The following is a 23657-nucleotide window of genomic DNA, read 5'->3' on the forward strand; positions in this document are numbered from 1 at the left end:
CGGCATGGCAAACAACATCGACGACAAGCTGGTGCTGGCGATTTCCTCGCGGGCGCTATTCGACCTGAGGGAAAGCCACAAGGTGTACCTGTCGAGTGGCGTCGAGGCTTATCGGCAATACCAGATCGAGCATGAAGACGAAGTCCTGGCACCCGGTGACGCCTTCGCCCTCGTGCAGAAACTGCTGGACCTCAACGAACACCTGGGACGTGCCCGGGTCGAGGTGATCCTGGTGTCGCGCAACAGCGCGGACACCGGCCTTCGAGTGTTCAACTCCATTCATCATTATGGGCTGGCGATTTCGCGGGCGGCCTTCGTCGGCGGTCGCAGTCCCTATCCCTACCTCAAGGCTTTCGGCTGCGACCTGTTCTTGTCCACCCACGCTGAAGACGTGCGCAGCGCCCTGGATGCCGGCTTTGCCGCGGCGACCATCCTGTCGGGTGGGGCCAGTCGCGCCGCCAGCGGGGAATTGCGCATCGCCTTCGACGGTGATGCCGTGTTGTTTTCCGATGAGTCTGAGCGTGTCTATCAGGCCGATGGCCTGGAAGCCTTCCAGGCCAGCGAGCGACAAGCTGCCCGCGAGCCGCTGCGGGGCGGGCCGTTCAAGGGTTTCCTGGCGGCGCTCAATGCGCTGCAACGCGAGTTTCCCGAGGACGCCTGCCCCATCCGTACGGCGCTGGTGACGGCCCGTTCGGCGCCAGCTCACGAGCGAGTCATCCGGACCTTGCGTGAATGGGATATCCGTCTGGACGAGTCGTTGTTTCTGGGTGGCCTGACGAAATCGGCGTTCCTGGAGGCCTTCGCCGCCGATGTGTTCTTCGATGACCAGACCGGTCATTGCGAACTGGCCCGGGAGGTGGTCGCCACCGGACACGTGCCCCATGGCATCAGTAACGAAATAAAGCCCTGACCACCCGGGACCGGGACGTCAGGCCGCACGTCGCAGTCTCCAAGGCGCTGCTAAGCTGAATCAATCTCCGCCATTCTGGCACGCGAGGAGGTCACATGATTCGTTCGATGCTGTACGCCACAGACCTGGGTCTTTATGCCCCTTATGTGATGCAGCATGCCTTGGCGCTGGCACGGACGTTTGAAGCCGAGTTGTATGTAGTGCATGCGGTAGAACCGATGGGGCTGTTTGCCGAATCGGTGTTGCAAAGCTATCTCGACGAGCAGGCGCTGAACGAATTCCATCGCCAAGGTCTGAATACGGTGATGGCCAATATCGAACAGCGGGTGCTCGACAGTTTTCGCGAGGAATTGGGGGAAGGGCAACAGGACTTGAAACTGATCAAGTCGGTCAGGGTGTACCAGGGCGATCCTTCCCAGGTCATCCTGGAGCAGGCTGCGAAACTCTCCGTGGATCTGCTGATCGTAGGCAGTCATTGCCAAGGCGCGAGCGGTGAAACCCCCTTGGGTCGGACCGCCGCACGGGTATTGCAGTTATCCCGGGTGCCGGTCTACCTGGTACCGCTGGTGCAGCGTCGACGCCAGGGTGAGGCCTGAGGCTAAATGATGGCGTTTTTATAAAAAGTTCTAGATTTATTGTCGAAACCTTCCATATAGTTATATACCGTCGCTGATGCCCGTGGCGTCCAACTGCTTTGAGGGATACATATGAAGCTTCAACAACTGCGCTACATCTGGGAAGTGGCGCACCACGACCTCAACGTTTCCGCTACTGCCCAAAGCCTCTACACGTCGCAACCCGGCATCAGCAAGCAGATCCGCCTGTTGGAAGATGAACTGGGCGTCGAAGTCTTTGCCCGCAGCGGCAAGCACCTGACCCGTGTGACCCCGGCCGGCGAGCGCATCATCACCACGGCTGGCGAAATCCTGCGCAAGGTCGAAAGCATCAAGCAGATCGCCCAGGAATTTTCCAACGAGAAAAAAGGCACCCTCTCGATCGCCACCACCCACACCCAGGCCCGTTACGCGCTGCCGCCTGTGATCAGCAACTTCATCAAGCAATACCCCGACGTGGCGCTGCACATGCACCAGGGGTCGCCGATGCAGATCGCCGAGATGGCCGCCGACGGCACGGTGGATTTCGCCATTGCCACCGAAGCCCTGGAGTTGTTCGGGGACCTGGTGATGATGCCGTGCTACCGCTGGAACCGCTGCGTGGTCGTGCCCCAGGGCCATCCGTTGACCAAGCTGCCGAAGCTGACCCTCGAAGCCTTGGCCGAATACCCGATCGTGACCTACGTCTTTGGCTTTACCGGTCGTTCCAAGCTCGACGAAGCCTTCAGTCATCGTGGCCTGACGCCGAAAGTGGTGTTCACCGCCGCCGACGCCGACGTGATCAAGACTTACGTTCGTTTGGGACTGGGCGTGGGCATCGTGGCGAAAATGGCCGTCGATACCAAGCTCGACAGTGACCTGGTGGTGCTGGATGCCAGCGAGTTGTTCGAGTCCAGCGTGACCAAGATCGGTTTCCGTCGTGGCACATTCCTGCGGGGTTTCATGTGTGACTTCATCGAGAAGTTCGCGCCGCACCTGACCCGGGAAGTCATGGCCAAGGCCATCCAGTGCCATAACAAGCAGGAACTCGAAGAGTTGTTCGACGGCGTCGAACTGCCAGTGCACTAAAAAACGTTATCTTCCTAGATCGCCTCGGTGACAGCGAACTGTTGCCGGGCGCCCGCGACCACGATCTCCACCTCATCCCCTTCGAACTTGCCCAGCAGGCCTCTGCCCAGCGGTGAACGAGGGGTGATGACCGTGATCGGCTGGCCCACCAGCGAGACCTTCAAGCCCGCCGCATCCGGCCCCAGGAAGAGCCATTGCTGGCGGCCGTCTTCATCTTCCAGGCCGATCAACGTGCCGACCTGAATGCCGCGCTGTTCGTCGTAAGGTCTCAACGCCAGGTTCTGGCAGAGGGTGAGGGCCTGGCGGATCTCTTCCACGCGCCTGGCTTGTCCGGCCGCGAGGTAAGAGGCTTCAAGGCCCAGGGTGTCGTACTTGTTCTCCGCGATGTTTTCTTCGTGGGTCGCGGTTTCGTAGGCGGTCTGCGCAGCGCGTTCGGCGATGTCGAGATCAATCTTGAGTTTGTCGAGAATCAACTGGTGGACGGTCTGTTTGTTCATGTCATTCGCAGAATTGCAGCACGTTGGCGCGGCTTTTTTCACTGGGCGCATTCTGGTCCTGCTGCAACCAGAACTGGCACTTGGGGTTGGACAGGTTGCGAGGATTGCTGCGGGCCTGATCAAGCGCCTGGCGTTGTTCGTTCCTTTGCAGGTTTTGCTGATATTGCTCGAACATTGGCGTAGGCGGCTCTGGGGCCGGTGGCACCGCCGGCGGTTGCGCCAGTTGATGGACCGCGGCGGCCACGGGCGCCAGTTGTTCGTCGAACAGGAATTTCGACAGCAGCCAGCCTGTCAGGACGATGGCGAGAAACCCCAGCCACAAGCCCAGGGCAATACTGACAGTCAATTGCAAGGCGCGAAGACGTGGGGCGGGCGGGTGATCAGGCATGGCTGCTTCCTGGCAGGGTCATGGGCAGGCAGTGATTGTCGCATGAAGATTAATCGCCGTCGGCCCTTCTGCGCGATCGGTTTATTCGGGACAATCAGGCCTTTGTCACTGGGAGTCGGGAATGGCCGTGCGCTGGGATATTTTTTGCACCGTCGTCGATAACTATGGCGATATCGGTGTCACTTGGCGCCTGGCTCGGCAATTGGTGGCCGAGCACGCATGTGCGGTGCGGCTATGGGTCGACGACCTGCGTGCCTTCGAGCGGTTGTGTCCGCAAATCGACGTCACCCTGTCCGAGCAATGGCACCAGGGTGTGCAAGTGCGCCACTGGCCCGCGGACTGGCCGGCCACCGAGGCCGCCGAGGTGGTGATCGCCGCGTTTGCCTGCCAGTTGCCGGGTGCCTACATGGAGGCGATGGCCGAGCGCCAGACAACGCCCTTGTGGATGAACCTCGATTATTTGAGTGCCGAAGACTGGGTGATCGGCTGCCACGGCTTACCGTCGGTCAAATACAAGCACGTGCAGAAATACTTCTTTTTCCCGGGCTTTCGGGAGGGAACGGGTGGCTTGCTGCGTGAGACGGGGCTGCTGGATGAGCGTCGGAAATTTCAGCAGGATGCCGAGGCACAGCGCATTTTCCTGCAAGGATTGGGCGTCAAGCGGGCACCAGAGGCCTGCCTGATCTCGCTGTTTGCCTACGAGAACGCCGGGTTGGCGAGCTGGTTTGACGCGATGGCAGCCGATGCCCGGGCATTTCATGTGTTGGTTCCCGAGGGGCGAGTGTTGGGCGATGTCGAGCGTTGGCTCGGTGTCGAAGGCCTGACGGTGGAGGCGCTGCATCGACGGGGCGCGCTGACGGTGCAGGTGCTGCCTTTCGTCCGCCAGGATCAGTACGACAAATTGCTGTGGTGCTGTGATTTCAACGCCGTGCGTGGCGAAGATTCCTTCGTACGTGCGCAATGGGCCGGTCGACCACTGCTCTGGCACATCTACCAGCAGGAAGAAGACGTTCATCTGGAAAAGCTCGAGGCGTTCCTCAGGCTCTACAGCCGAGGGCTTTCGCAGGCGGCAGAAAAAGCGATCAGCGGTCTTTGGCGAGCCTGGAATGCCGGCCAGGACATGACCGAGCACTGGAAATCCACCTGCCAACACCAACAGGAACTGGCCGATCACGCCCAGGCGTGGTGTCTGGAACAGGCCTCGCGACCCGATCTTGCCGCAGCGCTGGTGAAGTTTTATGGAAATTGGATATGATACGCGGCCTAGATTTTTGTAAATCCCATCCAAATTCGGATATTCGCAATGAAAACTGGTAAAGAACTGAAACCCGGGACCGTGATCCGTCTCGAAAACGATCCTTGGCTGGTTCAGAAAGCTGAGTTCACCAAGTCGGGTCGTAACAGCGCGATCATGAAGACCAAGCTGAAGAACCTGCTGACCGGTTACAAGACCGAGATCGTCTACAGCGCCGACGACAAACTGGACGACGTGATCCTCGACCGCAAAGAAGCGACCCTGTCCTTCATCAGCGGCGACACCTACACGTTCATGGACACCACTGACTACACCATGTACGAGCTGAACGCCGAAGACATCGAAAGCGTTCTGCCGTTCATCGAAGAAGGCATGACCGACGTCTGCGAAGCCGTGTTCTTCGAAGAGCGCCTGGTTTCCGTAGAACTGCCGACCACCATCGTGCGTCAGGTTGACTACACCGAAGGCTCCGCTCGCGGCGACACTTCCGGCAAGGTCATGAAGCCTGCCAAACTGAAGAACGGTACCGAGCTGTCGGTCGCTGACTTCATCGAAATCGGCGACATGATCGAGATCGATACCCGCGAAGGCGGTTCCTACAAAGGCCGCGCTAAATAAGCGAAGCCTTGTGTATGAAAAAGCCCGACCATTGAGTCGGGCTTTTTTATGCGTGCGGATCATGTTCAGATCGAGGGACCGGATAGGGACTGCGGCAGGGGACTGATCCTTGCCCTGTGGGAGCTAAGCTTGCTCGCGATACAGACGCCTCGGTTCCAGAGACACCGCGCTGTTTTCATCGCGGGCAAGCCTTGCTCCCACAGTGTTTCATCACAAATCACTTCAGATGCTGCTTGAGCTCTTCGGACACCTGCAACATTGCCGAACGCACCGCTGGCACCTGGCTGACCACGTTGAGCAAGCCGTAGTCATGGATCATGCCGTTGTAGCGCACCGCCGTGACGGCCACACCGGCTGCGTCCAGCTTGCGGGCATAGGCCTCGCCTTCATCGCGCAAGACATCGGCCTCGGCAGTCTGTACGAGCGCAGGCGGCAGGCCCTTGAGTTGTGCGGTGCTGGCGCGTAACGGCGAGGCATAGATCTCGGCGCGTTGCCCGGCATCGGTGGTGTAGTTGTCCCAGAACCACTTCATCATGTTTTTACTGAGGAAGTGCCCTTCGGCGAACTGGTTGTAGGACGCCGTCTCGAAGCTGGCATCGGTCACCGGCCACAGCAGGGCCTGGAAACGGATCGCCGGCGTGCCCTTGTCCTTCGCCATCAGCGCCACGACCGCTGCCATGTTACCGCCGACGCTGTTGCCCACCACGGCCAGCCGCTTGCCGTCGACGTTGATTTGCTTGCCGTGTTCGGCCACCCATTTCGTGGCGGCGTAGGCCTGGTTGATCGCCACCGGGTAATGCGCCTCGGGTGAAGGCGTGTAGTTGACGAACACCGCGACAGCACCCGATCCCGCTACCAGATCCCGAACCAACCGTTCGTGGGTCGGGAAGTCGCCCAGCACCCAGCCACCGCCATGGAAGAACATGAACACGGGCAATTCACCCTTGACCCCGGCGGGGCGCACGACGGTCAGGCTGATCGGCTGGCCATCGACCTGGATGGTTTTCTCGCTGATGTCGGCCTTGGGCAAGGTCAGTTTCACCCCCGCCTGGGCCCCCACCAATACAGCACGGGCGTCCTTGGGCAACAGCTGTTCCAGTGGCTTGCCGGTGCCGGCATTCAACACGTCGAGAAACGCCTGGGTGTTGTGTTCGACGATGCCGTCGGCGTAGGCACTGCTGATGCTGAGGGCGAGAAGGGTGCCGGTCAGGGCTTTGCTGAGCGTGTTCATGGGTGATAGCCTCGTTTCAGGTGGTGTTTTCGCGCTAAATATTTGCGCGCTAAGTAGGTGTGAAAGGAATGTATAGCGCAAATATTTTGTGCGCAAGATAATTTTTCGAGAAATTTTGATAGAGAACGCTTCGTCGAGCTGAGCGTATTGATTTAGAGCTGTTCGGGGGGTTTAAATTTTTTTGGGCTGGAGGATTTTGGGCGGCTGGGTGGGTGCTTTCGCGAGCAGGCTCGCTCCCACCCTTGATCTCGGTTGGCCGTAAATCCCCTGTGGGAGCGAGCCTGCTCGCGAAAGCGGTGTGTCAGCGATTGGGAACTGAGTGGGTTCGCTCCCACCAGAGGTCCTGGTGGGCTATAGGCTGTCTTGCAGGTGGCCGCGCAGTGCCTGGAGGTCGAGTTGCAGTTTTTTCAGCTGTTCCAGGGTCTGGCCGCTGGCGGCGAGGATGCATTGGGGGATGTCGAGGGCTTTTTCCCGCAGGGCACGGCCTTGTTCGGTGAGTTCGACAATCACGACACGTTCGTCCTCACGGCTGCGGGTGCGGCTCAACAGGCCTTCGGCCTCCAGGCGCTTGAGCAATGGCGTCAGCGAGCCGGGATCGGTGAGCAAACGTGTACTGATTTCACCTACGGTCAATCCGTCCTTTTCCCATAGCACCATCATGGCCAGGTACTGCGGATACGTCAGGCCCAGGGCCTGAAGCAGCGGCTTATAGACTTTGGTCATCAGCAGTGAGGTGGAGTGCAGGGCGAAACACACCTGGTTGTCGAGCAACAGGGCTTCGCAGGCTTCGGGGGTGTCGCGTTGGGGGCTCATGGCAAAACCTTCAATCAATGAGGGTTACAAATCTAGCGGGCGAACCTTTAATGCGCTAGATAATTCTGGCGTTTTGACAGATGTTCCGTTTCCCCGCTGGCGCCGACTGCGTAGGATAAGCGCCCTGAGGAAGGGGGAATCGCCTGTGTTCGAGTTTGCACTGTTTTTGGTGTTCGGTGCCGTGTTGGGCACCTTGGGGGGATTGTTCGGGATCGGTGGCGGCTTGATTGCCATTCCGGTGCTGGGCGTCTGGTTCGGCCTGGACCAGCAACTGGCCCAGGGCACGGCGCTGGTCATGGTGGTGCCCAACGTCATGCTTGCGTTGTGGCGCTATCATCAGCGCAATCGCATCGAATTGCGCCATGTCCTGCCGTTGGCTTCCATGGGTTTCTGCTTTGCCTGGCTCGGTTCGATCTGGGCCGTAGGCATCGACGCGGACAGCATGCGGATCGGTTTCGTGGCGTTCCTGATCGCGCTGACGCTCTACAACCTGGTCCGGATGTTCGCCGCCAGCGTACCGGCTTCTGCGCAAATGCGTCATGGCTGGCCATGGCTCGGCGTGCTGGGAGCCGCATCCGGCACCATGGGCGGTCTGTTTGGTGTCGGCGGGGCCGTTGTCGCCACGCCGATCCTGACCAGCATTTTTGGCACCAGCCAGGTGGTCGCCCAAGGCTTGTCCCTGGCGCTGGCCTTGCCCAGTACCGGCGTGACCCTCGCCACGTATGCGTTTCATCACGAAGTGGACTGGAGCATCGGCCTGCCGCTGGCCGTTGGTGGCCTGCTGAGCATCAGTTGGGGTGTGAAAGTGGCCCACGCCTTGCCGGAGCGGCTGTTGCGCGGGTTGTTCTGCGGTTTCCTGGTGCTGTGCGCGGTGTTGCTCGCCTTTAAAGTTTGAAACCTTCGACGATGTGTTCGGCCAGGCACTCGGTGATCGGCGACGGGTTGTGCAGGTTGCGGATCAGCATGATGCTGGCCTCGGGCAGTTCCGGCAGGTCTTCGGCCTCGCCCAGTACGCGCATGTCCGGGGTCAGCAGGCTTTCCAGTTGCGCCGTGATTGCCAGGCCGGCGCCCACCACTGCCATGAGCGCCGACAGGCTCGAGCTGTTGTACGCCACTCGATAATCACGGCCCATGGCGTCCAGCGCATTGCAGGCCCATTGCCGGCAGAAACAGTCACTGTTGAACATCGCCAGTGGCAGCGGTGTTTGCTCATGGACATTGAAGCAGGCGGCTTCGGCCCAGACAAAGCGCTCCTTGCGCAGCAACTGGCCGATTTCGTCCCCCGGCTTGCGGGTGACGATGGACAGGTCCAGGTCCTGGCGCAACAGCAACTGCTTGGACGATTCGCAGTGCACTTCGATTTCGATCAGGGGATAGAACTGGGCGAAACGTTGCAGGATGCCCGGCAGGAAGCGCATCACGTAATCGTCCGGCGTGCCGATGCGCACCGTGCCGACCATGTGCGGCTCGCGCAGGGTATTGAACACCTCGCTGTGCAGCTTGAGGATCCGCCGGGCGTAACCCAGCAGCACCTGGCCTTCGGCGGTGAGCTTGACCTGGCGCCCGTCGCGCTCGAACAGCCGTCGCTGCAATACGTCTTCTTCGAGCCGCTTCATCTGCATGCTCACGGCTGACTGGGTGCGATTGACCAACTCCCCGGCCCGGGTGAAACCGCCCTGGTCGGCGATGGCGACAAAGGTACGCAGCACTTCCGTATCGATGCTCGGGTAACTCGACAATTGATCAATCTCCGAGATGTATTGCATAAGAAACATTCGTTGGATTGATCTTAGCGGTAGCGCGAGACTTGAGCCATCCCCAACGGAGGACATCACGATGAAAGGTCAAAAAGGTTATCTACTGATAGACAAACTCTCCCACGGCTTTTCCATCAGCGCCTTGCTGCACAAGTTTAGTCGCTGGTACGAATTGCACCACGAGCGCGAACTGCTGGCCGGAATGAGCGACGAGGCGCTCAAGGACATCGGCGTGAGTCGTGCCGACGTGGAGCAGGAAGTGGTTCGGCCATTCTGGGATGACCCAATGCACAAATGAGCCATCCTTTCCTACACAAACCCCTTATTGGTGAGGTAGGTTGCGAGCAGACAAGGAGATCTCCATGCCCGCGACTGTGTCCTTTACCCTCAAACAGGCCCGGCGTCTGGCGTTGGCCGCCCAAGGATTCGATGGGCGGTCGCCGCCAGCTTCGGTGCAACCTTCGCGCCTCAACCGTCTGATCGAACGCCTCGGCGTCCTGCAGATCGACTCGGTCAATGCGCTGGTGCGCTCGCATTACCTCCCGCTGTTCTCCCGCCTCGGTCACTACAATCGCGATTTGCTCGATCAAGCAGCCTGGAGCCAGGGGCGACGTCGTACGCTGTTCGAATACTGGGGCCATGAAGCGTCCCTGTTGCCGATGTCGATGTATCCGCTGATGCGCTGGCGCATGGATCGGGCAGCGGGGGGCGAGGGGATCTACCAGCAATTGGCGCGTTTCGGCCAGGAACGCCAGGATGTCATCCGCCGCGTCCTGGCGGCGGTCCGGGAGCAGGGCGCCCTGGGTGCAGGCAGTTTGTCCACGCGCCAGGAAAAAGCCGGGCCTTGGTGGGACTGGAGCGCAGAGAAACATGCGCTGGAATGGCTGTTCGCGGCGGGCGAAGTCACGGTGGCGGGGCGGCGCGGTTTCGAGCGGCTCTACGACCTGCCGGAGCGGGTGCTGCCGGCTTCGATCCTGCAGCAACCGTTGCCGGATGAAGCCCAGGCCCAACGCGCCTTGCTGATGCATGCCGCCGAAGCCCTGGGCATTGCGACCGAGAAAGACCTGCGCGACTACTTTCGCCTCGACCCGGCGGACAGTCGGGCGCGGCTGGCTGAGCTGGAGGAGGCCGGAGAACTGCTGCGCTGCCAGGTGCAAGGCTGGAAGCACCCGGGCTGGTGTCGACCCGTGGCAAAAATCCCTCGCAAGGTCGCCGCCAGTGCCTTGCTGTCGCCGTTCGATTCCCTGGTCTGGGAGCGCGGCCGTACCGAGCGGTTGTTCGACTTTCGTTATCGCCTCGAAATCTACACCCCCGTGCACAAGCGTGTTTACGGCTACTACGTGTTGCCGTTTTTGCACCATGAACGCATTGCCGCGCGAGTGGACTTGCGGGCGGAGCGGGCCTTGGGGCGGTTGGCGGTGCATGCGGTGCACGAAGAAGCGCCGGGGCTGGACGAGGAGGGAATGCAGGCCCTGGCGTTGAGCTTGAGGCGCATGGCCCGGTGGTTGGGGTTGGAGCGGGTTCAGCTCAATTGCCAGCGAGTGAGTGGCGCTCGGTTGGCGGTGGCATTGGCTCAGACCGATGAGTGACTGAGGCATCGCCATCGCGAGCAAGCTCGCTCCCACAAGGGATTTTGGGTGACCACAGGTTTTGTGTTCACCGCCGGTCCAATGTGGGAGCGAGCTTGCTCGCGAAGCAATCCAGCAGGCTTCGAATGCCTTACTGACTCACCGCCGAACCTGCTTCAACGTCTCGGCAATCAAAAACGCCAGCTCCAACGACTGATCGGCATTCATCCGCGGGTCGCAGTGGGTGTGGTAGCGGTCCGACAGCCCGTCTTCGGTAATCGGCCGTGCGCCGCCGATGCATTCGGTGACGTTTTGTCCGGTCATCTCGATGTGGATCCCGCCGGCGTAGGTGCCTTCGGCTTCGTGGGCCTGGAAGAACTGCTTCACTTCACCGAGGATCTGTGCGAAGTCCCGGGTCTTGTAGCCGCTGCTGGCCTTGATGGTGTTGCCGTGCATCGGGTCGGAGCTCCACAGCACCTGCTTGCCTTCACGCTGCACGGCGCGCAACAGTGGCGGCAAGTGCTCGCCGACCTTGTTGGCGCCCATCCGCGCAATCAGGTTCAGCCGGCCGGGGTCGTTGTCCGGGTTGAGCACGTCGATCAGGCGGATCAGGTCGTCCGGGTCCATGCTCGGGCCGACCTTGACCCCGATCGGGTTGTTCACCCCGCGCAGGAATTCCACATGGGCGCCATCCAGCTGCCGGGTGCGGTCGCCGATCCACAGCATGTGGGCCGAGCAGTCGTAATAGTCGTTGGTCAGGCTGTCACGGCGCACGAAGGCTTCTTCGTAATTGAGCAGCAGCGCTTCGTGGGCGGTGAAGAAACTGGTTTCGCGTAATTGCGGCGAGCTGTCCATGCCGCAGGCGCGCATGAACGCCAGGGTTTCATCGATGCGGTCGGCCAGGTGGCTGTATTTTTCCGCCAGGGCCGAGTTGGCGATGAAGTCCAGGTTCCACTTGTGCACCTGGTGCAGGTCGGCGAACCCGCCTTGGGCGAAGGCACGCAGCAGGTTCAAGGTGGCGGTGGACTGGTGATAGGACTGCAGCAACCGCTCCGGGTCCGGTACACGGCTTTTTTCGTCGAAACCGATACCGTTGACGATGTCGCCCCGATAGGCCGGCAGGGTCACGCCGCCAATGGTTTCGTCGTTGGCCGAACGCGGCTTGGCGAATTGACCGGCCATGCGGCCGACCTTGACCACCGGGCAGCCGGCGGCAAACGTCATGACGATCGCCATCTGCAGCAACACCTTGAACGTGTCGCGGATCTTGGCCGCCGAGAATTCGGCAAAGCTTTCGGCGCAGTCGCCGCCTTGCAGCAGGAACGCCCGGCCCTGGGTCACCTCGGCGAACTGACGGCGCAACTCCCGGGCTTCACCGGCAAACACCAGTGGCGGATAACTGGCCAGGGTCTGCTCCACCTGCAACAGGTGCGCGGCGTCGGGGTAGCGGGGTTGTTGCTGGATCGGCAGGGCGCGCCAGCTGTCAGGGCTCCAGGGTTGGCTCATCATGATCTCTAGGTGATTTACGCTCGGACGACCATGTTATCAGCAAATTAGTGCGTGACCTGTTCCGGTTGCTTCGCGGACAATCGCGCCTTTGCCCCGTATTCGCGGGCCCAAGCCGGCATGGCAACCATCAGGAGCTGAAATGACAGAGGAGCGCGTCGAGCATTTGCTCGCCGAGGTGCACGACGAGTTCGGCATGATTCGCGTGTTCGAAGTGGCCGATTACCGGTTTCTCGAATTTGGCGATGCCATCGAGCAGAGCTGCGTGTTCACGGCTGATCCGAGCTGGCTCGAATATGACTACACCCGTGCCATGCTCATCGGTGCGTTGTGTCACGAGCAGCCGGAAAGCGCGCTGTTCCTGGGGTTGGGCGCCGGTACGCTGACCCAGGCCTGCCTCAAGTTCCTGCCGCTGGAAGATGTCGAAGCCATCGAGCTGCGTCCCGACGTGCCGCGCCTGGCCATGGAATACCTGGGGCTGGAAGACGATCCCCGTTTGTACATTCGTGTGGGCGATGCCTTGCAATTGCTTGAAACGGCGGAGCCGGCGGATCTTGTTTTCGTCGACCTCTACACCGATGTCGGTCCGGGCGTCGGGCACTTGGCCTGGGGGTTCCTGGAGAACTGCCAGAAGCGTCTCAACCCCGGTGGCTGGCTGGTGATCAACCAGTGGGCCACCGACGACGGCAAGCCGCTGGGCGCAGCGCTCTTGCGCGGCTTGTACCACCGGCATTATTGGGAGCTGCCGGTGAAAGAAGGCAACGTGATCCTGATCGTGCCAGCGGATCTGGATCAGGCGCTGGACATGCAAGGCCTGGTCGCCAGGGCCGAAGGACTGGCGCCACGGTTGGGCTATTCGTTGCAGTCATTGATCAAGGCCATTCGCCCGGCGACATGACACCAACCCAAAGCACGACGAAGATCCTGTGGTGAGGGGATTTATACCCGCTGGGGCGCGCAGCGGCCCTATCGAGGTTGAGTCATTCGCAAATGTCTCAGATAAGTCGGGGGGCCGCTTCGCAGTCCAGCGGGGATAAATCCCCTCGCCACAATGAAGTTTGTGTCGTGCGCAAGTGAACCGTTTTAGCTGGCTGCCCAAGGCCTTGTGACAGCGAGCCCCATAACGGGGTTTGGCAATAAAAAAAGCTCCCTTTTTGGGCGAATTCCGGTATAGTGCGCGCCGGCCTTTAGCCGGGCCGCGTCAAGGTAGCGCAATTCCCCGAAGCCAGCTTCGGTTGCATGTCCGCACAACGGATGCTTCCACGACGTTCTTTTTCATTCATTCGTTTTCGCAAATCCCCGCCGACAAAGCTGCCAGGGCGACTCTTGAGTCTCAACACGGCATGCGCAGCTTTGGAGCATGGGTCTTTGCGGATGCACTTAGAGGCAGACCCATGACCCAGGAAATCGGCGGCTTCGCCGCTCTTGAACTTCATCCCAATATTGTCGCTGCAGTAGTCGCTACCGGCTATGAAGAGCCTTCGGCCATTCAGCAGCAGTCGATCCCGATCATTCTCGCCGGTCACGATATGATTGGTCAGGCGCAAACCGGTACGGGTAAGACCGCCGCGTTCGCACTGCCGATCCTGCACCGCATTGATCCGTCCAAGCGCGAGCCGCAAGCTCTGATCCTGGCCCCAACTCGTGAGTTGGCGCTACAAGTTGCAACCGCTTTCGAAACCTACGCCAAGCAAATGCCAGGCGTGACGGTCGTGGCTGTCTACGGCGGCGCGCCGATGGGCCCACAACTGAAAGCAATCCGTAATGGCGCACAGATCGTTGTCGCCACCCCGGGCCGTCTGTGCGACCACTTGCGTCGCGACGAAAAAGTCCTCGCCACCGTGAACCACCTGGTGCTCGATGAAGCGGACGAGATGCTCAAGCTGGGCTTCATGGACGACCTGGAAGTCATCTTCAAGGCCATGCCGGAAACCCGCCAGACCGTCCTGTTCTCGGCCACCTTGCCACAATCGATCCGTGCCATCGCCGAGCGCCATCTGCGCGATCCGAAGCACGTGAAGATCCAGAGCAAGACCCAGACCGTTACCGCGATCGAGCAGGCTCACCTGCTGGTGCACGCTGACCAGAAGACTTCCGCCGTTCTCAGCCTGCTGGAAGTGGAAGACTTCGACGCCCTGATCATGTTCGTGCGCACCAAGCAAGCGACCCTGGACCTGGCCAGCGCCCTGGAAGCCAAAGGCTACAAAGCCGCTGCGCTGAACGGTGACATTGCCCAGAACCAGCGTGAGCGCGTGATCGACTCCCTCAAGGATGGCCGCCTGGACATCGTTGTGGCCACCGACGTCGCTGCCCGTGGCCTGGACGTTCCGCGCATCACCCACGTGTTCAACGTAGACATGCCGTACGATCCGGAATCCTACGTTCACCGTATCGGCCGTACCGGCCGTGCCGGTCGCGAAGGCCGCGCGCTGCTGCTGGTCACCCCGCGTGAGCGTCGCATGCTGCAAGTGATCGAGCGCGTGACTGGCCAGAAGGTGGCCGAAGTTCGCCTGCCGGACGCCCAGGCTGTTCTCGATGCTCGCATCAAGAAACTGACCAACAGCCTGTCGCCCCTGGTGGCGGACGCCGAATCGACCCACGGTGATCTGCTCGATCGCCTGACCGCCGACATCGGTTGCACCCCGCGCGCCCTGGCTGCCGCACTGCTGCGCAAGGCCACCAATGGCCAAGCGCTGAACCTGGCTGCAATCGAGAAGGAACGTCCCCTGGTGCCGAACAATGCACCCCGTGGCGATCGTCCTGAGCGCACCGGTGATCGTCCGGATCGTGGTGATCGCGAGCGTCGTGCGCCGATCCCGCTGGCCGAAGGCCGTGCGCGCTGCCGTACTGCACTCGGTGCCCGTGACGGCATCGCGGCCAAGAACCTGCTGGGTGCCATCCTCAACGAAGGCGGCCTGGCCCGCGAAGCGATCGGCCGCATCCAGGTGCGTGACAGCTTCAGCCTGGTAGAGCTGCCGGAAGATGGTCTGGAGAAGTTGCTGACCAAGCTCAAAGACACGCGTGTAGCGGGCAAGCAGCTCAAGCTGCGTCGCTATCGCGAAGATTGATCGGCTCTCGGGCTGATTGATCGAGCATGAAAAATCCCCGACTGGTTCGGGGATTTTTTTTTGTCTAGCGACTCGGTGCATCAGTCGAACCGATAGATGTCCATCCCCAGCGTCCCCATCGTGAACCCCGCATGGGCCACATTGAATGTCCCGCCGGCACCCCGGGCAAAATACAGCGGCAACAAGTGCTCGTCGCTGGGGTGGCTGTGTACGGCATTGGGCGCCAAGTGGCGGTAATCATGCAGTGCAGCCTCGTCGTTGGCGGCCAACTGCTCGACCATCCAATCGCGAAAGGCCTTGGCCCAGGGTTCGATGCTGTCAGGGCCGGCGTTCCAGTCCAGGTCGCGCAGGTTATGGGTGATGCTGCCGGAGCCGATCAGCAGGACGCCCTCCTGGCGCAGGCTCGCCAGGGCCCGGCCGACCTGGGTCTGCAACACCGGTCCTTGACGGCTGGGCAGGGAAACCTGCACCACCGGGATGTTGGCCTCGGGGTACATCAACGACAATGGCACCCAGACGCCATGGTCGGACGGCCGTTGAGGGTCGAGGCGGGCCGGCAGGTGCGCGGCGTTGAGCATGCTGGCTACTTGTGCCGGCAGTCGAGGATCGCCAGGCGCGGGGTACTGCACCTCATACAAGGCTGGTGGAAAGCCGCCGAAGTCGTGCCAGGTGCGCGGCTGCGGATTGGCGCTGACCAGCAATTCGTTGCTTTCCCAGTGGGCGGACACGATGACGATGGCCTTGGGCTTGGGCAATTGAGCGGCCAGGCGAGCCAATGCCGGACCGCTGTCGCCGGGCTCCAGGGCGAGCATCGGTGAGCCATGGGAGATAAACAGGCTGGGCAGCATGACGGACTCCTGAGCGTTAAGATGGGTCATCTTCCGTCAGGTCAATGATCTAAATCTAATATAAGTTTTAGCCCGTTTTGATCGAATTTTTGGAGTAAGTCATGGAGCCCGAGTTTTGGCACAAGCGCTGGTCATCGAACCAGATCGGTTTTCACCTGCCGGAGGTGAACCCCTACCTGCAACGTTTCTGGCCGCAACTGGGGTTGGCCCGGGGCAGTCGGGTGCTGGTGCCGTTGTGTGGCAAAAGCCTGGATCTACTGTGGCTTGCCCATCAGGGCCACTCGGTGCTGGGCGTGGAGTTGTCGGAAAAAGCCGCCACCGATTTTTTCCTTGAGCATCAGCTTGAGCCGAGCGTGAGCGAGGAGGGCGTCTTCAAGGTCTTTCGTGCCGCCGATATCGAGATCCGCTGCGGTGATTTCTTTGCCTTGGATCGAGAGGACGTGGCCGATTGCACGGCGTTGTACGACCGCGCGGCGCTGATCGCCTTGCCGGTGCCGATGCGGGAACGGTACGCAGCTCACCTGCAGAGGATCTTGCCCAGCGGCGTCGGCTTGTTGATTACCCTCGATTATCACCAGGATGAAATGCCTGGCCCGCCGTTCTCCGTGGGAGATGATGAGGTGCGGCGGCTGCTGGGAGATGCCTGGCAGTTGGAGGTCTTGCAGGAACAGGATGTGTTGGGGGAGAGCTGGAAATTCCTCCAGGCCGGGGTGACCCGGCTGGATGAGCGGGTGTATCGGATTTCCAGTCGTTGATGCTGTGCGTCTATGCTGGCGCCATCGCGAGCAAGCTCGCTCCCACAGTTGATCGGCAGTGAATAAAGGGTCTGCGTCCACCGAAGATTCCTGTGGGAGCGAGCTTGCTCGCGATGACGCCAGACCTGACAGCTCATAAACCTGCAGACAAAAAAAGCCCGCATCGCTGCGGGCTTCTGAGGTGCTGATGGTCAGCCGCGACGACGCAGTGCGTCGATACGCTCTTCCAGCGGCGGGTGGCTCATGAACATGCGTGCCAGGCCCTGCTTGATGCCACCGTTGATGCCAAAGGCATTCAGGGTATCGGGCATGTGCACCGGCAGGCCTTGCTCGGCGCGCAGGCGTTGCAGGGCACCGATCATGGCGCTGGTGCCGGCCAGGCGTGCACCGGCGTCGTCGGCGCGGAACTCGCGTTTGCGCGAGAACCACATGACGATGGCGCTGGCGAGGATGCCCAGTACCAGCTCGGCGAAGATGGTCGCCACGTAGTAGGCGATGCCCTGGCCTTCTTCGTTCTTGAAGATCACCTTGTCGACGAAATTACCGATGATCCGGGCGAAGAACATCACGAAGGTGTTCACCACGCCCTGGATCAAGGCCAGGGTCACCATGTCGCCGTTGGCAACGTGGCCGATCTCGTGGGCCAGTACGGCCTTGACTTCATCGGGCGAGAACCGCTCGAGCAAGCCCTGGCTGACGGCGACCAGGGCGTCGTTCTTGTTCCAGCCGGTGGCGAACGCGTTGGCCTCGTAGGCGGGGAAGATACCGACTTCCGGCATCTTGATACCGGCTTCGCGGGACAACTGCTCGACGGTCTGCAGCAGCCATTGTTCGTGACGCGTGCGCGGCTGGCTGATGATCTGGGTGCCGGTGCTCATCTTCGCCATCCACTTGGAGATGAACAGCGAGAACAGGGAACCGGCAAAACCGAACACCGCACAGAAGATCAGCAGCTGATTGAGGTTGAGGTCAACCCCATTGGCCGCCATGAACCCGTTGAAGCCAAAGAGGCTCAGGGTGATGCTGGCAATCAGCACGACCGCCAGGTTAGTGGCCAAGAACAGCAGGATGCGCATCATGGTGGTGAAAATCTCCTCATGCTAAAGATGTAGCGTTATGCGGGGTATATAAGGTGCTGCCGCAGGCGATTCAACTCGCCGACTATTTCAAACTGTGTCCTACAGGCGTCCTAAATGTTTGAAAGACATTTCTGAAAGTGACCAGGGAAAAGAAATGCGGTGCCTGCCCCCCGTGAACGTTGAGCCCAGATGCGCGTTGGCCGTCCAGTGCCTAGTGTAGAAGGCCCGACGGAGTCGACCGAACGGATATGTTGCTGAATCAAACAGCGTGCGAGGTGAGGACGCCTCGCACGCAGACTGACTATTGACGGTAGGACTTGAGGAAGTTGCCGATCCGGCCAATGGCCTGGTCGAGGTCATCGACCCGTGGCAGGGTCACGACGCGGAAGTGGTCGGGCCACGGCCAGTTGAACGCCGTGCCCTGAACCACCAGCAGCTTCTCGGACAGCAGCAGGTCGAGGACGAATTTTTCATCGTTGTGGATCGGGCAGACCTTCGGGTCGATCCGCGGGAAGGCATACAGCGCACCCATCGGCTTGACACAACTGACGCCGGGAATGTCGTTGAGCAATTCCCAGGTGCGATTGCGTTGCTCCAGCAAGCGGCCCTGGGGCAGGACCAGGTCGTTGATGCTCTGGTAGCCGCCCAGCGCCGTCTGGATCGCATGCTGGCTCGGTACGTTGGCACACAGGCGCATGTTGGCGAGCATGTCGATGCCTTCGATGTAGCTCTGGGCATGGTGCTTGGGCCCGGAGATGGCGATCCAGCCGGAGCGGAAACCGGCCACCCGGTAGGACTTGGACAGACCGTTGAAGGTCAGGCACAGCAGGTCCGGCGCCAGGGATGCGGTGCACACGTGAACGGCGTCGTCGTAGAGGATCTTGTCGTAGATCTCGTCGGAGAACACCACCAGGTTGTGCTGGCGGGCCAGTTCCAGCATGCCCAGCAGCACTTCCCTGGAATACACGGCGCCGGTGGGGTTGTTCGGGTTGATGATCACCAGGGCCTTGGTGTTCGGGGTGATCTTGGCCTTGATGTCCGCCAGGTCGGGAAACCAGTTGGCCTGTTCGTCGCACAGGTAATGCACCGGGTTGCCGCCGGACAGGCTCACGGCAGCGGTCCACAGCGGATAGTCCGGTGCCGGCACCAATACCTCGTCGCCGTTGTTGAGCAGGGCCTGCATGGACATCACGATCAGTTCGGACACACCGTTGCCCAGGTAAATGTCTTCGATGCCGACCCCTTCGACCTGCTTCTGCTGGTAATACTGCATCACGGCCTTGCGCGCACTGAACAGGCCCTTGGAGTCGCTGTAGCCCTGGGCGGTCGGCAGGTTGCGGATGACATCCTGGAGGATTTCATCGGGCGCTTCGAAACCAAAGGGGGCCGGGTTGCCGATGTTCAGCTTGAGGATGCGATGACCTTCCTCTTCCAGGCGTTTGGCGTGCTTGAGCACCGGGCCGCGAATGTCGTAGCAGACGTTGGCGAGCTTGTTCGATTTGCTGACCTGCATGGCGATGTGTTCCCGAAAATGAACGATCCAGGCGGCGTATGAACTACCGTACTGGGAATCCTGCGTCTGTGCCCAGGCCTGACGCGGTGTAGGCGCCACAATCCGTTTGAATGCGCGTGACGTGACTGCCAGACTGGCGTCTGACGAGGCGCAATCATACGTGCCGCCCGATCTGCGGAAAAGCGTCGGATCGGGCTTTTTCAATTGCCGAGGTGGGACGATGGAAAAGTTGGAAAAAACCCTTGAAGAATGGCGCTCCATGCTCGACCCGGAGCAATACAACGTCTGTCGGTTGAAGGGCACCGAGCGGCCATTCTCCGGTCAATACAACACCACCAAGACCGACGGTGTGTACCACTGCATCTGCTGCAACGAGCCGCTGTTCGATTCGCAGACCAAATTCGATTCGGGCTGTGGTTGGCCGAGCTTCTACGCGCCGATCGAGGGTAGCGCGGTGGTGGAGGTGCGGGACGTCAGCCACGGCATGATTCGCACCGAGGTGGTCTGCGCCAAATGTGACGCCCACCTGGGCCACGTCTTCCCTGACGGCCCGCCGCCCACGGGTTTGCGCTACTGCATCAACTCGGTATGCCTGGATCTCGTTCCCCGCGGATAAAGCCGACGCGGTCCTCCGTGGCGAGGGGATTTATCCCCGCTGGGGTGCGCAGCAGCCCAATAGCTATCGCTTCGGTGTATCCGGCTGATCGTATCCAACCATCTGGGGTCGCTTCGCGGCCCAACGGGGATAAATCCCCTCGCCACGATTTTTTGCCACATCCAGCATTAGTTCGCTCGATAATTTAAATTGCACACAATTGAATTGATCGCTATCTTGCACGCCAGTCCCATTCTTCGGAGCCTTGCCATGAGCGACACCCTGCTGAGCATCCCGTGCACCACCATCAAGGGGGAGCAAAAGACCCTCGCCGATTTCGCCGGCAAGGCCGTGCTGGTGGTCAACACTGCCAGCCAGTGCGGGTTCACCCCACAGTACAAGGGACTTGAGGCATTGTGGCAGACCTACAAGGACCAGGGCCTGGTGGTACTGGGCTTTCCCTGCAACCAGTTCGGCAAGCAGGAGCCGGGCGACGAAGGGGCGATCACCGAGTTCTGCGAACTGAACTTCGGCGTGAGTTTTCCGCTGTTCAAGAAAATCGATGTCAACGGTGCCAATGCCCATCCGTTGTTCATCCAGCTTAAACAGCGGGCCCCCGGTGTGCTGGGGTCCAAAGGTATCAAGTGGAATTTCACCAAGTTCCTGATCGGCAAGGACGGTCAAGTGGTCAAGCGGTTTGCCCCGACCACCAAACCCCAGGACCTGACCGGCGAGATCGAAGCGCTGCTCAAATGAGTGACCTGTCAGCCGATTCGCTGAAGCTCGACAGTCAGTTGTGCTTCAAGCTGTACGCCGCTTCCCGTGCGGTGATCCGTGGCTACAAGCCGATGCTCGATCAGCTCGGCCTGACCTATCCGCAATACCTGGCGATGCTGGTGTTGTGGGAATGGCAGGACACGGCGCCGCAACAGCCGACGGTCAAAGCCCTGGGTGAACGTTTGCTGTTGGATTCCGGCACGCTGACGCCACTGCTCAAGCGTCTGGAACAGCTGGACCTGGTCCAGCGCCAGCGTTCTGCCCGGGACGAGCGGGAGGTGCACTTGAGCCTGTCGGCGGCTGGGCGGGCCTTGCGCGAACAGGTCGGTCCACTCAAGGCCCGCCTGTTATGCGACAGCGGTGTCGACCTGGACCGCCTGGGCGCGTTGCGAGACGGTCTCGATCATCTGCTGGGCCAGATCAAAGCGCTGACGTAGTGGGCACCCACTGGTCCAGCACGGCCGCCAATTCTTCGCGGCGGAACGGCTTGGACAGGTAATCGTTCATGCCGGCCGCCCGGCAACGCTCACGTTCCTCGGGCATCGCGTTGGCCGTCAGCGCAACGATCGGCAGGTCCGACCAGCGCCCGCTGCGGCGAATCTGCCGGCTGGCTTCGTAGCCGTCCATCACCGGCATGTTGCAGTCCATCAACACCAGATCGAACACTTGCTGTTCCAACTGGTCCAGGGCTTCGACGCCATGGGCCGCGACGGTGACTTCGCAGCCCAGTTTCACCAACATGCCCTTGGCCACCAGTTGGTTGACCGGATTGTCCTCCACCAGCAGTACCCGCCCACGCCTGGCCGGCGCCAGGGTTTCGATGTGTGCATCGTTGATGGTGGTCGCCTCGCTTTGCATGGCGCGCCGCAGAATCTGGTACAGCGCATGGCGTGCCAGCGGTCGGGCTTGTTGTATCAGCGGTGCGAGGGCAATGGCTTCCTCGCTGGGCATGAAGCTGCCATAGGCCGTCACCAGCAGGATCGGCGCATCGAAGGTTGGCCGCAGGTTGAACAGGCATTCCGGGCAATCGGTGATCAGCACGTCAGGCTTGAGCCCCAGCAATCCGTCATCGATGGAGCGTTGCACATAATCAAGGCCCCACTCCGGCAACAGCATGCCCAGCAACTCGGCCAGGCCGCTGCTGCTGGCGGTGATGGCGACGACGTTGCCGCGCAACGGTTCCACCGACGCTGCCGGAAGATGGCAGGGCAGGGGCAGGTCAGCGCAGAACTGGCTGCCAAAGCCGGCTTCGGAACTGATCGTCAACCGGCCCAGCATGGCTTCGCAGAGGTTGTAGGTCAATGCCAGGCCCAACCCGGTGCCCCCGAACTGGCGGGTAATCCCGGCGCCGGCCTGGGTGAACGGTTGCAGGATTCTCGCCTGGGCTTCCTGGGGAATACCGATACCGGTGTCGCAGACTTCGATTCGCACGCCACCCGCGTACGGGCTCAACTTCACGTCGACCCGACCGAAGCGTGTGAACTTCAGTGCGTTGGACAACAAGTTGCTGACGATCTGGCGCACCCGGGTGGGGTCGCCGATCACTTGCGCCGGGAACCGAGGGTCGATCAGGCAGGCCAGTTCGACACTGGGGGCCGCGTTCTGGGAAAGCAGGTTGGCGGTATCCTCCACCAGCGCGCCGAGGTCGAACGGGATGCGTTCGAGTTCCAGTTGACCGGCGTCGAATTTCGACAGGTCGAGGATGTCGTTGAGCAGTTCGACCAATACCTTGCCCGAGTCATGGGCAATCGAGAGCTGTTGCTGTTGCTCGGCCGTCAGGGGACCGTCCAGGGACAGGGCGATCATTCCCAGCAGGCCGTTGAGTGGCGTGCGGATCTCGTGGCTCATGTTGGCGAGGAACACGGAGCGGGCTTCGGCCATGTCCAGGGCGGTGCGCCGGGCCACTTCCAGCTCCTCGTTGGACTGGCTGAGGCGGGCGTTGATGGCCTTGAGTTCGGCGGTGCGTGCCGAGACGATGTTCTCCAGTTGCGCCAGGTACTCGGTGAGGCGATTTTCGGCCGTGCGTCGCTGTTGGATTTCCGTGGAGATATTTTCGAACTGCTGGTTGGCGACGGAAACCAGCACGCCGATTTCATCGTACTGGTGGCCGGAAGGGCATTCCAGGCGGTTCTGTTCGCTGCTGCTCGGGTCGCGGCTGCTCAGCTCGCGGATGACCCGCACCAGGGGCTTGGTCAGCATCACGTAGAACAGCGCCAGCAGCAGGCCGGTCAGGATCAGGCTGCGGGCGAAGCCGTTGAGCAAGGTGACCTCGGCGCGACGCAGGAAACGACTGCCGAACGCATAGGTGTCGACGTCCAGTCGCAGTATGCCCAGGGATTCGGTGGGCAAGTGGTCCAGGTAGAGCCGGTCTTCGAACTGACGCTGGGCGCCGAACAGGAAATCGCTGATGAACCGGTAGCTGCTTTGCAGTTCGGGCCGCTTGACGCTGGCCAACACGGTATTGTTGTTGTCGATCAGTTCGGCCCCGATGATGGCCGGTGAGCGCAACAGGCCCATGGACAGCTCCTGGGCGAGTTCGGCGTCGATGTTGTAGGCGATACGCGAGGCCGGGTTGTGGCTGATTTCCAGCAGCGACAGGATTTCACGGTTGATCGATGCGTCTTCGCTGGCATAATCGATGCCGATCTGCATCAGGCTGAGCAAGGTGCCCAACACGAAGCCCACCAGGACGGTCAGGCGGGCCTGCTTATAGGAAAGCCGTTGGGTGAATCTGATGTCCATTGAGTGATGAACCACTTACGTTTCCCTTCGCCGGTCAAGCATAGCTGATCATCTC

Annotated in this window: 24 protein-coding genes; 14 read left to right on the top strand and 10 right to left on the bottom strand. The window is 60.9% G+C overall.

Annotated elements, in window-relative coordinates; translation table 11 throughout:
* Window positions 1-4 precede the first annotated feature (4 nt).
* The 3 genes from ACMTA2_RS09660 to cysB all read left to right on the top strand — a co-directional run bounded on the left by ACMTA2_RS09660 (window position 5) and on the right by cysB (window position 2592).
* The gene (locus ACMTA2_RS09660) at window positions 5-910 is read left to right on the top strand and encodes a 5'-nucleotidase (RefSeq protein ID WP_413794657.1); all 906 of its coding nucleotides are present in this window, start codon (window positions 5-7) and stop codon (window positions 908-910) included.
* A gap of 95 nt (window positions 911-1005) precedes the next feature.
* A complete protein-coding gene (locus ACMTA2_RS09665; protein WP_014337270.1) occupies window positions 1006-1506 on the top strand; it encodes a universal stress protein in 501 nt (166 codons plus the stop codon).
* A gap of 111 nt (window positions 1507-1617) precedes the next feature.
* The gene (cysB, locus tag ACMTA2_RS09670) at window positions 1618-2592 is read left to right on the top strand and encodes an HTH-type transcriptional regulator CysB (protein ID WP_003199376.1); all 975 of its coding nucleotides are present in this window, start codon (window positions 1618-1620) and stop codon (window positions 2590-2592) included.
* A 14-nt stretch (window positions 2593-2606) separates the two neighbouring features.
* Here cysB and ACMTA2_RS09675 read toward each other — a convergent pair whose 3' ends face one another.
* A complete protein-coding gene (locus tag ACMTA2_RS09675; protein WP_122568548.1) occupies window positions 2607-3089 on the bottom strand; it encodes a GreA/GreB family elongation factor in 483 nt (160 codons plus the stop codon).
* A gap of 1 nt (window position 3090) precedes the next feature.
* Window positions 3091-3477, bottom strand: a complete 387-nt coding sequence (locus tag ACMTA2_RS09680; protein WP_413794658.1) for a cytochrome b/b6 domain-containing protein — start codon at window positions 3475-3477, stop codon at window positions 3091-3093.
* Between the two features lie 121 nt (window positions 3478-3598).
* Here ACMTA2_RS09680 and earP point away from each other — a divergent pair, with 121 nt between their 5' ends.
* Complete coding sequence (gene earP / locus ACMTA2_RS09685; protein WP_413794659.1) at window positions 3599-4732, top strand: elongation factor P maturation arginine rhamnosyltransferase EarP; 1134 nt, start codon at window positions 3599-3601, stop codon at window positions 4730-4732.
* A gap of 48 nt (window positions 4733-4780) precedes the next feature.
* Complete coding sequence (locus ACMTA2_RS09690; protein WP_003199385.1) at window positions 4781-5350, top strand: elongation factor P; 570 nt, start codon at window positions 4781-4783, stop codon at window positions 5348-5350.
* A gap of 217 nt (window positions 5351-5567) precedes the next feature.
* On the opposite strand, the gene ACMTA2_RS09695 is transcribed toward ACMTA2_RS09690, so the two are convergent.
* Together ACMTA2_RS09695 and ACMTA2_RS09700 are read right to left on the bottom strand one after the other, a co-directional pair.
* Window positions 5568-6581 (bottom strand): alpha/beta hydrolase, encoded by a 1014-nt coding sequence (locus ACMTA2_RS09695; protein ID WP_413794660.1) that lies wholly within the window; start codon window positions 6579-6581, stop codon window positions 5568-5570.
* A gap of 351 nt (window positions 6582-6932) precedes the next feature.
* On the bottom strand, window positions 6933-7394 hold the full coding sequence (locus ACMTA2_RS09700) for a MarR family winged helix-turn-helix transcriptional regulator (RefSeq protein ID WP_413794661.1): 462 nt from the start codon (window positions 7392-7394) through the stop codon (window positions 6933-6935).
* Window positions 7395-7539: 145 nt separating this feature from the next.
* On the opposite strand from ACMTA2_RS09700, the gene ACMTA2_RS09705 reads away from it, so the two are divergent.
* A complete protein-coding gene (locus ACMTA2_RS09705) occupies window positions 7540-8289 on the top strand; it encodes a sulfite exporter TauE/SafE family protein (protein WP_413794662.1) in 750 nt (249 codons plus the stop codon).
* On the opposite strand, the gene ACMTA2_RS09710 is transcribed toward ACMTA2_RS09705, so the two are convergent.
* A complete protein-coding gene (locus ACMTA2_RS09710) occupies window positions 8279-9133 on the bottom strand; it encodes a LysR substrate-binding domain-containing protein (RefSeq protein ID WP_027912697.1) in 855 nt (284 codons plus the stop codon). The genes ACMTA2_RS09705 and ACMTA2_RS09710 overlap by 11 nt on opposite strands.
* 97 nt (window positions 9134-9230) lie before the next feature.
* On the opposite strand from ACMTA2_RS09710, the gene ACMTA2_RS09715 reads away from it, so the two are divergent.
* Together ACMTA2_RS09715 and ACMTA2_RS09720 are read left to right on the top strand one after the other, a co-directional pair.
* Window positions 9231-9449, top strand: a complete 219-nt coding sequence (locus ACMTA2_RS09715; protein ID WP_053120494.1) for a DUF1127 domain-containing protein — start codon at window positions 9231-9233, stop codon at window positions 9447-9449.
* A 64-nt stretch (window positions 9450-9513) separates the two neighbouring features.
* Complete coding sequence (locus tag ACMTA2_RS09720) at window positions 9514-10740, top strand: winged helix-turn-helix domain-containing protein (RefSeq protein WP_413794663.1); 1227 nt, start codon at window positions 9514-9516, stop codon at window positions 10738-10740.
* A 138-nt stretch (window positions 10741-10878) separates the two neighbouring features.
* Here ACMTA2_RS09720 and ACMTA2_RS09725 read toward each other — a convergent pair whose 3' ends face one another.
* Entirely contained in the window at window positions 10879-12225 is a 1347-nt protein-coding gene (locus ACMTA2_RS09725) for a class II 3-deoxy-7-phosphoheptulonate synthase (RefSeq protein WP_413794664.1), read from the bottom strand.
* Between the two features lie 142 nt (window positions 12226-12367).
* Between ACMTA2_RS09725 and ACMTA2_RS09730 the strand changes: the two genes are divergently transcribed.
* Window positions 12368-13123 carry a spermidine synthase gene (locus tag ACMTA2_RS09730; RefSeq protein WP_413794665.1) on the top strand — a complete coding sequence of 252 codons (756 nt, stop codon included), beginning with the start codon at window positions 12368-12370 and terminating at the stop codon, window positions 13121-13123.
* 496 nt (window positions 13124-13619) lie between these two features.
* The gene (locus tag ACMTA2_RS09735; RefSeq protein WP_181288894.1) at window positions 13620-15293 is read left to right on the top strand and encodes a DEAD/DEAH box helicase; all 1674 of its coding nucleotides are present in this window, start codon (window positions 13620-13622) and stop codon (window positions 15291-15293) included.
* A gap of 80 nt (window positions 15294-15373) precedes the next feature.
* Here ACMTA2_RS09735 and ACMTA2_RS09740 read toward each other — a convergent pair whose 3' ends face one another.
* Window positions 15374-16141, bottom strand: a complete 768-nt coding sequence (locus tag ACMTA2_RS09740; RefSeq protein WP_413794666.1) for a DODA-type extradiol aromatic ring-opening family dioxygenase — start codon at window positions 16139-16141, stop codon at window positions 15374-15376.
* A gap of 101 nt (window positions 16142-16242) precedes the next feature.
* Here ACMTA2_RS09740 and ACMTA2_RS09745 point away from each other — a divergent pair, with 101 nt between their 5' ends.
* Entirely contained in the window at window positions 16243-16896 is a 654-nt protein-coding gene (locus ACMTA2_RS09745; protein ID WP_413794667.1) for a thiopurine S-methyltransferase, read from the top strand.
* 191 nt (window positions 16897-17087) lie between these two features.
* Here the strand turns inward: ACMTA2_RS09745 and htpX are convergent, their stop codons facing one another.
* A complete protein-coding gene (gene htpX, locus ACMTA2_RS09750; protein WP_003183732.1) occupies window positions 17088-17975 on the bottom strand; it encodes a protease HtpX in 888 nt (295 codons plus the stop codon).
* 301 nt (window positions 17976-18276) lie between these two features.
* The gene (locus ACMTA2_RS09755; RefSeq protein ID WP_095963474.1) at window positions 18277-19488 is read right to left on the bottom strand and encodes a pyridoxal phosphate-dependent aminotransferase; all 1212 of its coding nucleotides are present in this window, start codon (window positions 19486-19488) and stop codon (window positions 18277-18279) included.
* A gap of 220 nt (window positions 19489-19708) precedes the next feature.
* Here ACMTA2_RS09755 and msrB point away from each other — a divergent pair, with 220 nt between their 5' ends.
* The 3 genes from msrB (at window position 19709) to ACMTA2_RS09770 (ending at window position 21297) form a co-directional block, all read left to right on the top strand.
* Window positions 19709-20104, top strand: coding sequence for a peptide-methionine (R)-S-oxide reductase MsrB (gene msrB, locus ACMTA2_RS09760; protein ID WP_413794668.1), 396 nt, complete (start codon window positions 19709-19711; stop codon window positions 20102-20104).
* Between the two features lie 249 nt (window positions 20105-20353).
* Window positions 20354-20839: a glutathione peroxidase gene (locus ACMTA2_RS09765; protein ID WP_413794669.1), complete on the top strand. Its 486-nt coding sequence runs from the start codon at window positions 20354-20356 to the stop codon at window positions 20837-20839.
* Entirely contained in the window at window positions 20836-21297 is a 462-nt protein-coding gene (locus ACMTA2_RS09770) for a MarR family winged helix-turn-helix transcriptional regulator (protein WP_413794670.1), read from the top strand. Before ACMTA2_RS09765 ends, ACMTA2_RS09770 begins: the two co-directional genes overlap by 4 nt.
* Here the strand turns inward: ACMTA2_RS09770 and ACMTA2_RS09775 are convergent.
* Entirely contained in the window at window positions 21281-23602 is a 2322-nt protein-coding gene (locus ACMTA2_RS09775) for a hybrid sensor histidine kinase/response regulator (RefSeq protein WP_413794671.1), read from the bottom strand. The two genes, ACMTA2_RS09770 and ACMTA2_RS09775, sit on opposite strands and share 17 nt — an antisense overlap.
* Window positions 23603-23657 lie beyond the last annotated feature (55 nt).

The organism is Pseudomonas medicaginis, assembly GCF_965119365.1.
In the GTDB taxonomy this organism is placed as follows: domain Bacteria; phylum Pseudomonadota; class Gammaproteobacteria; order Pseudomonadales; family Pseudomonadaceae; genus Aquipseudomonas.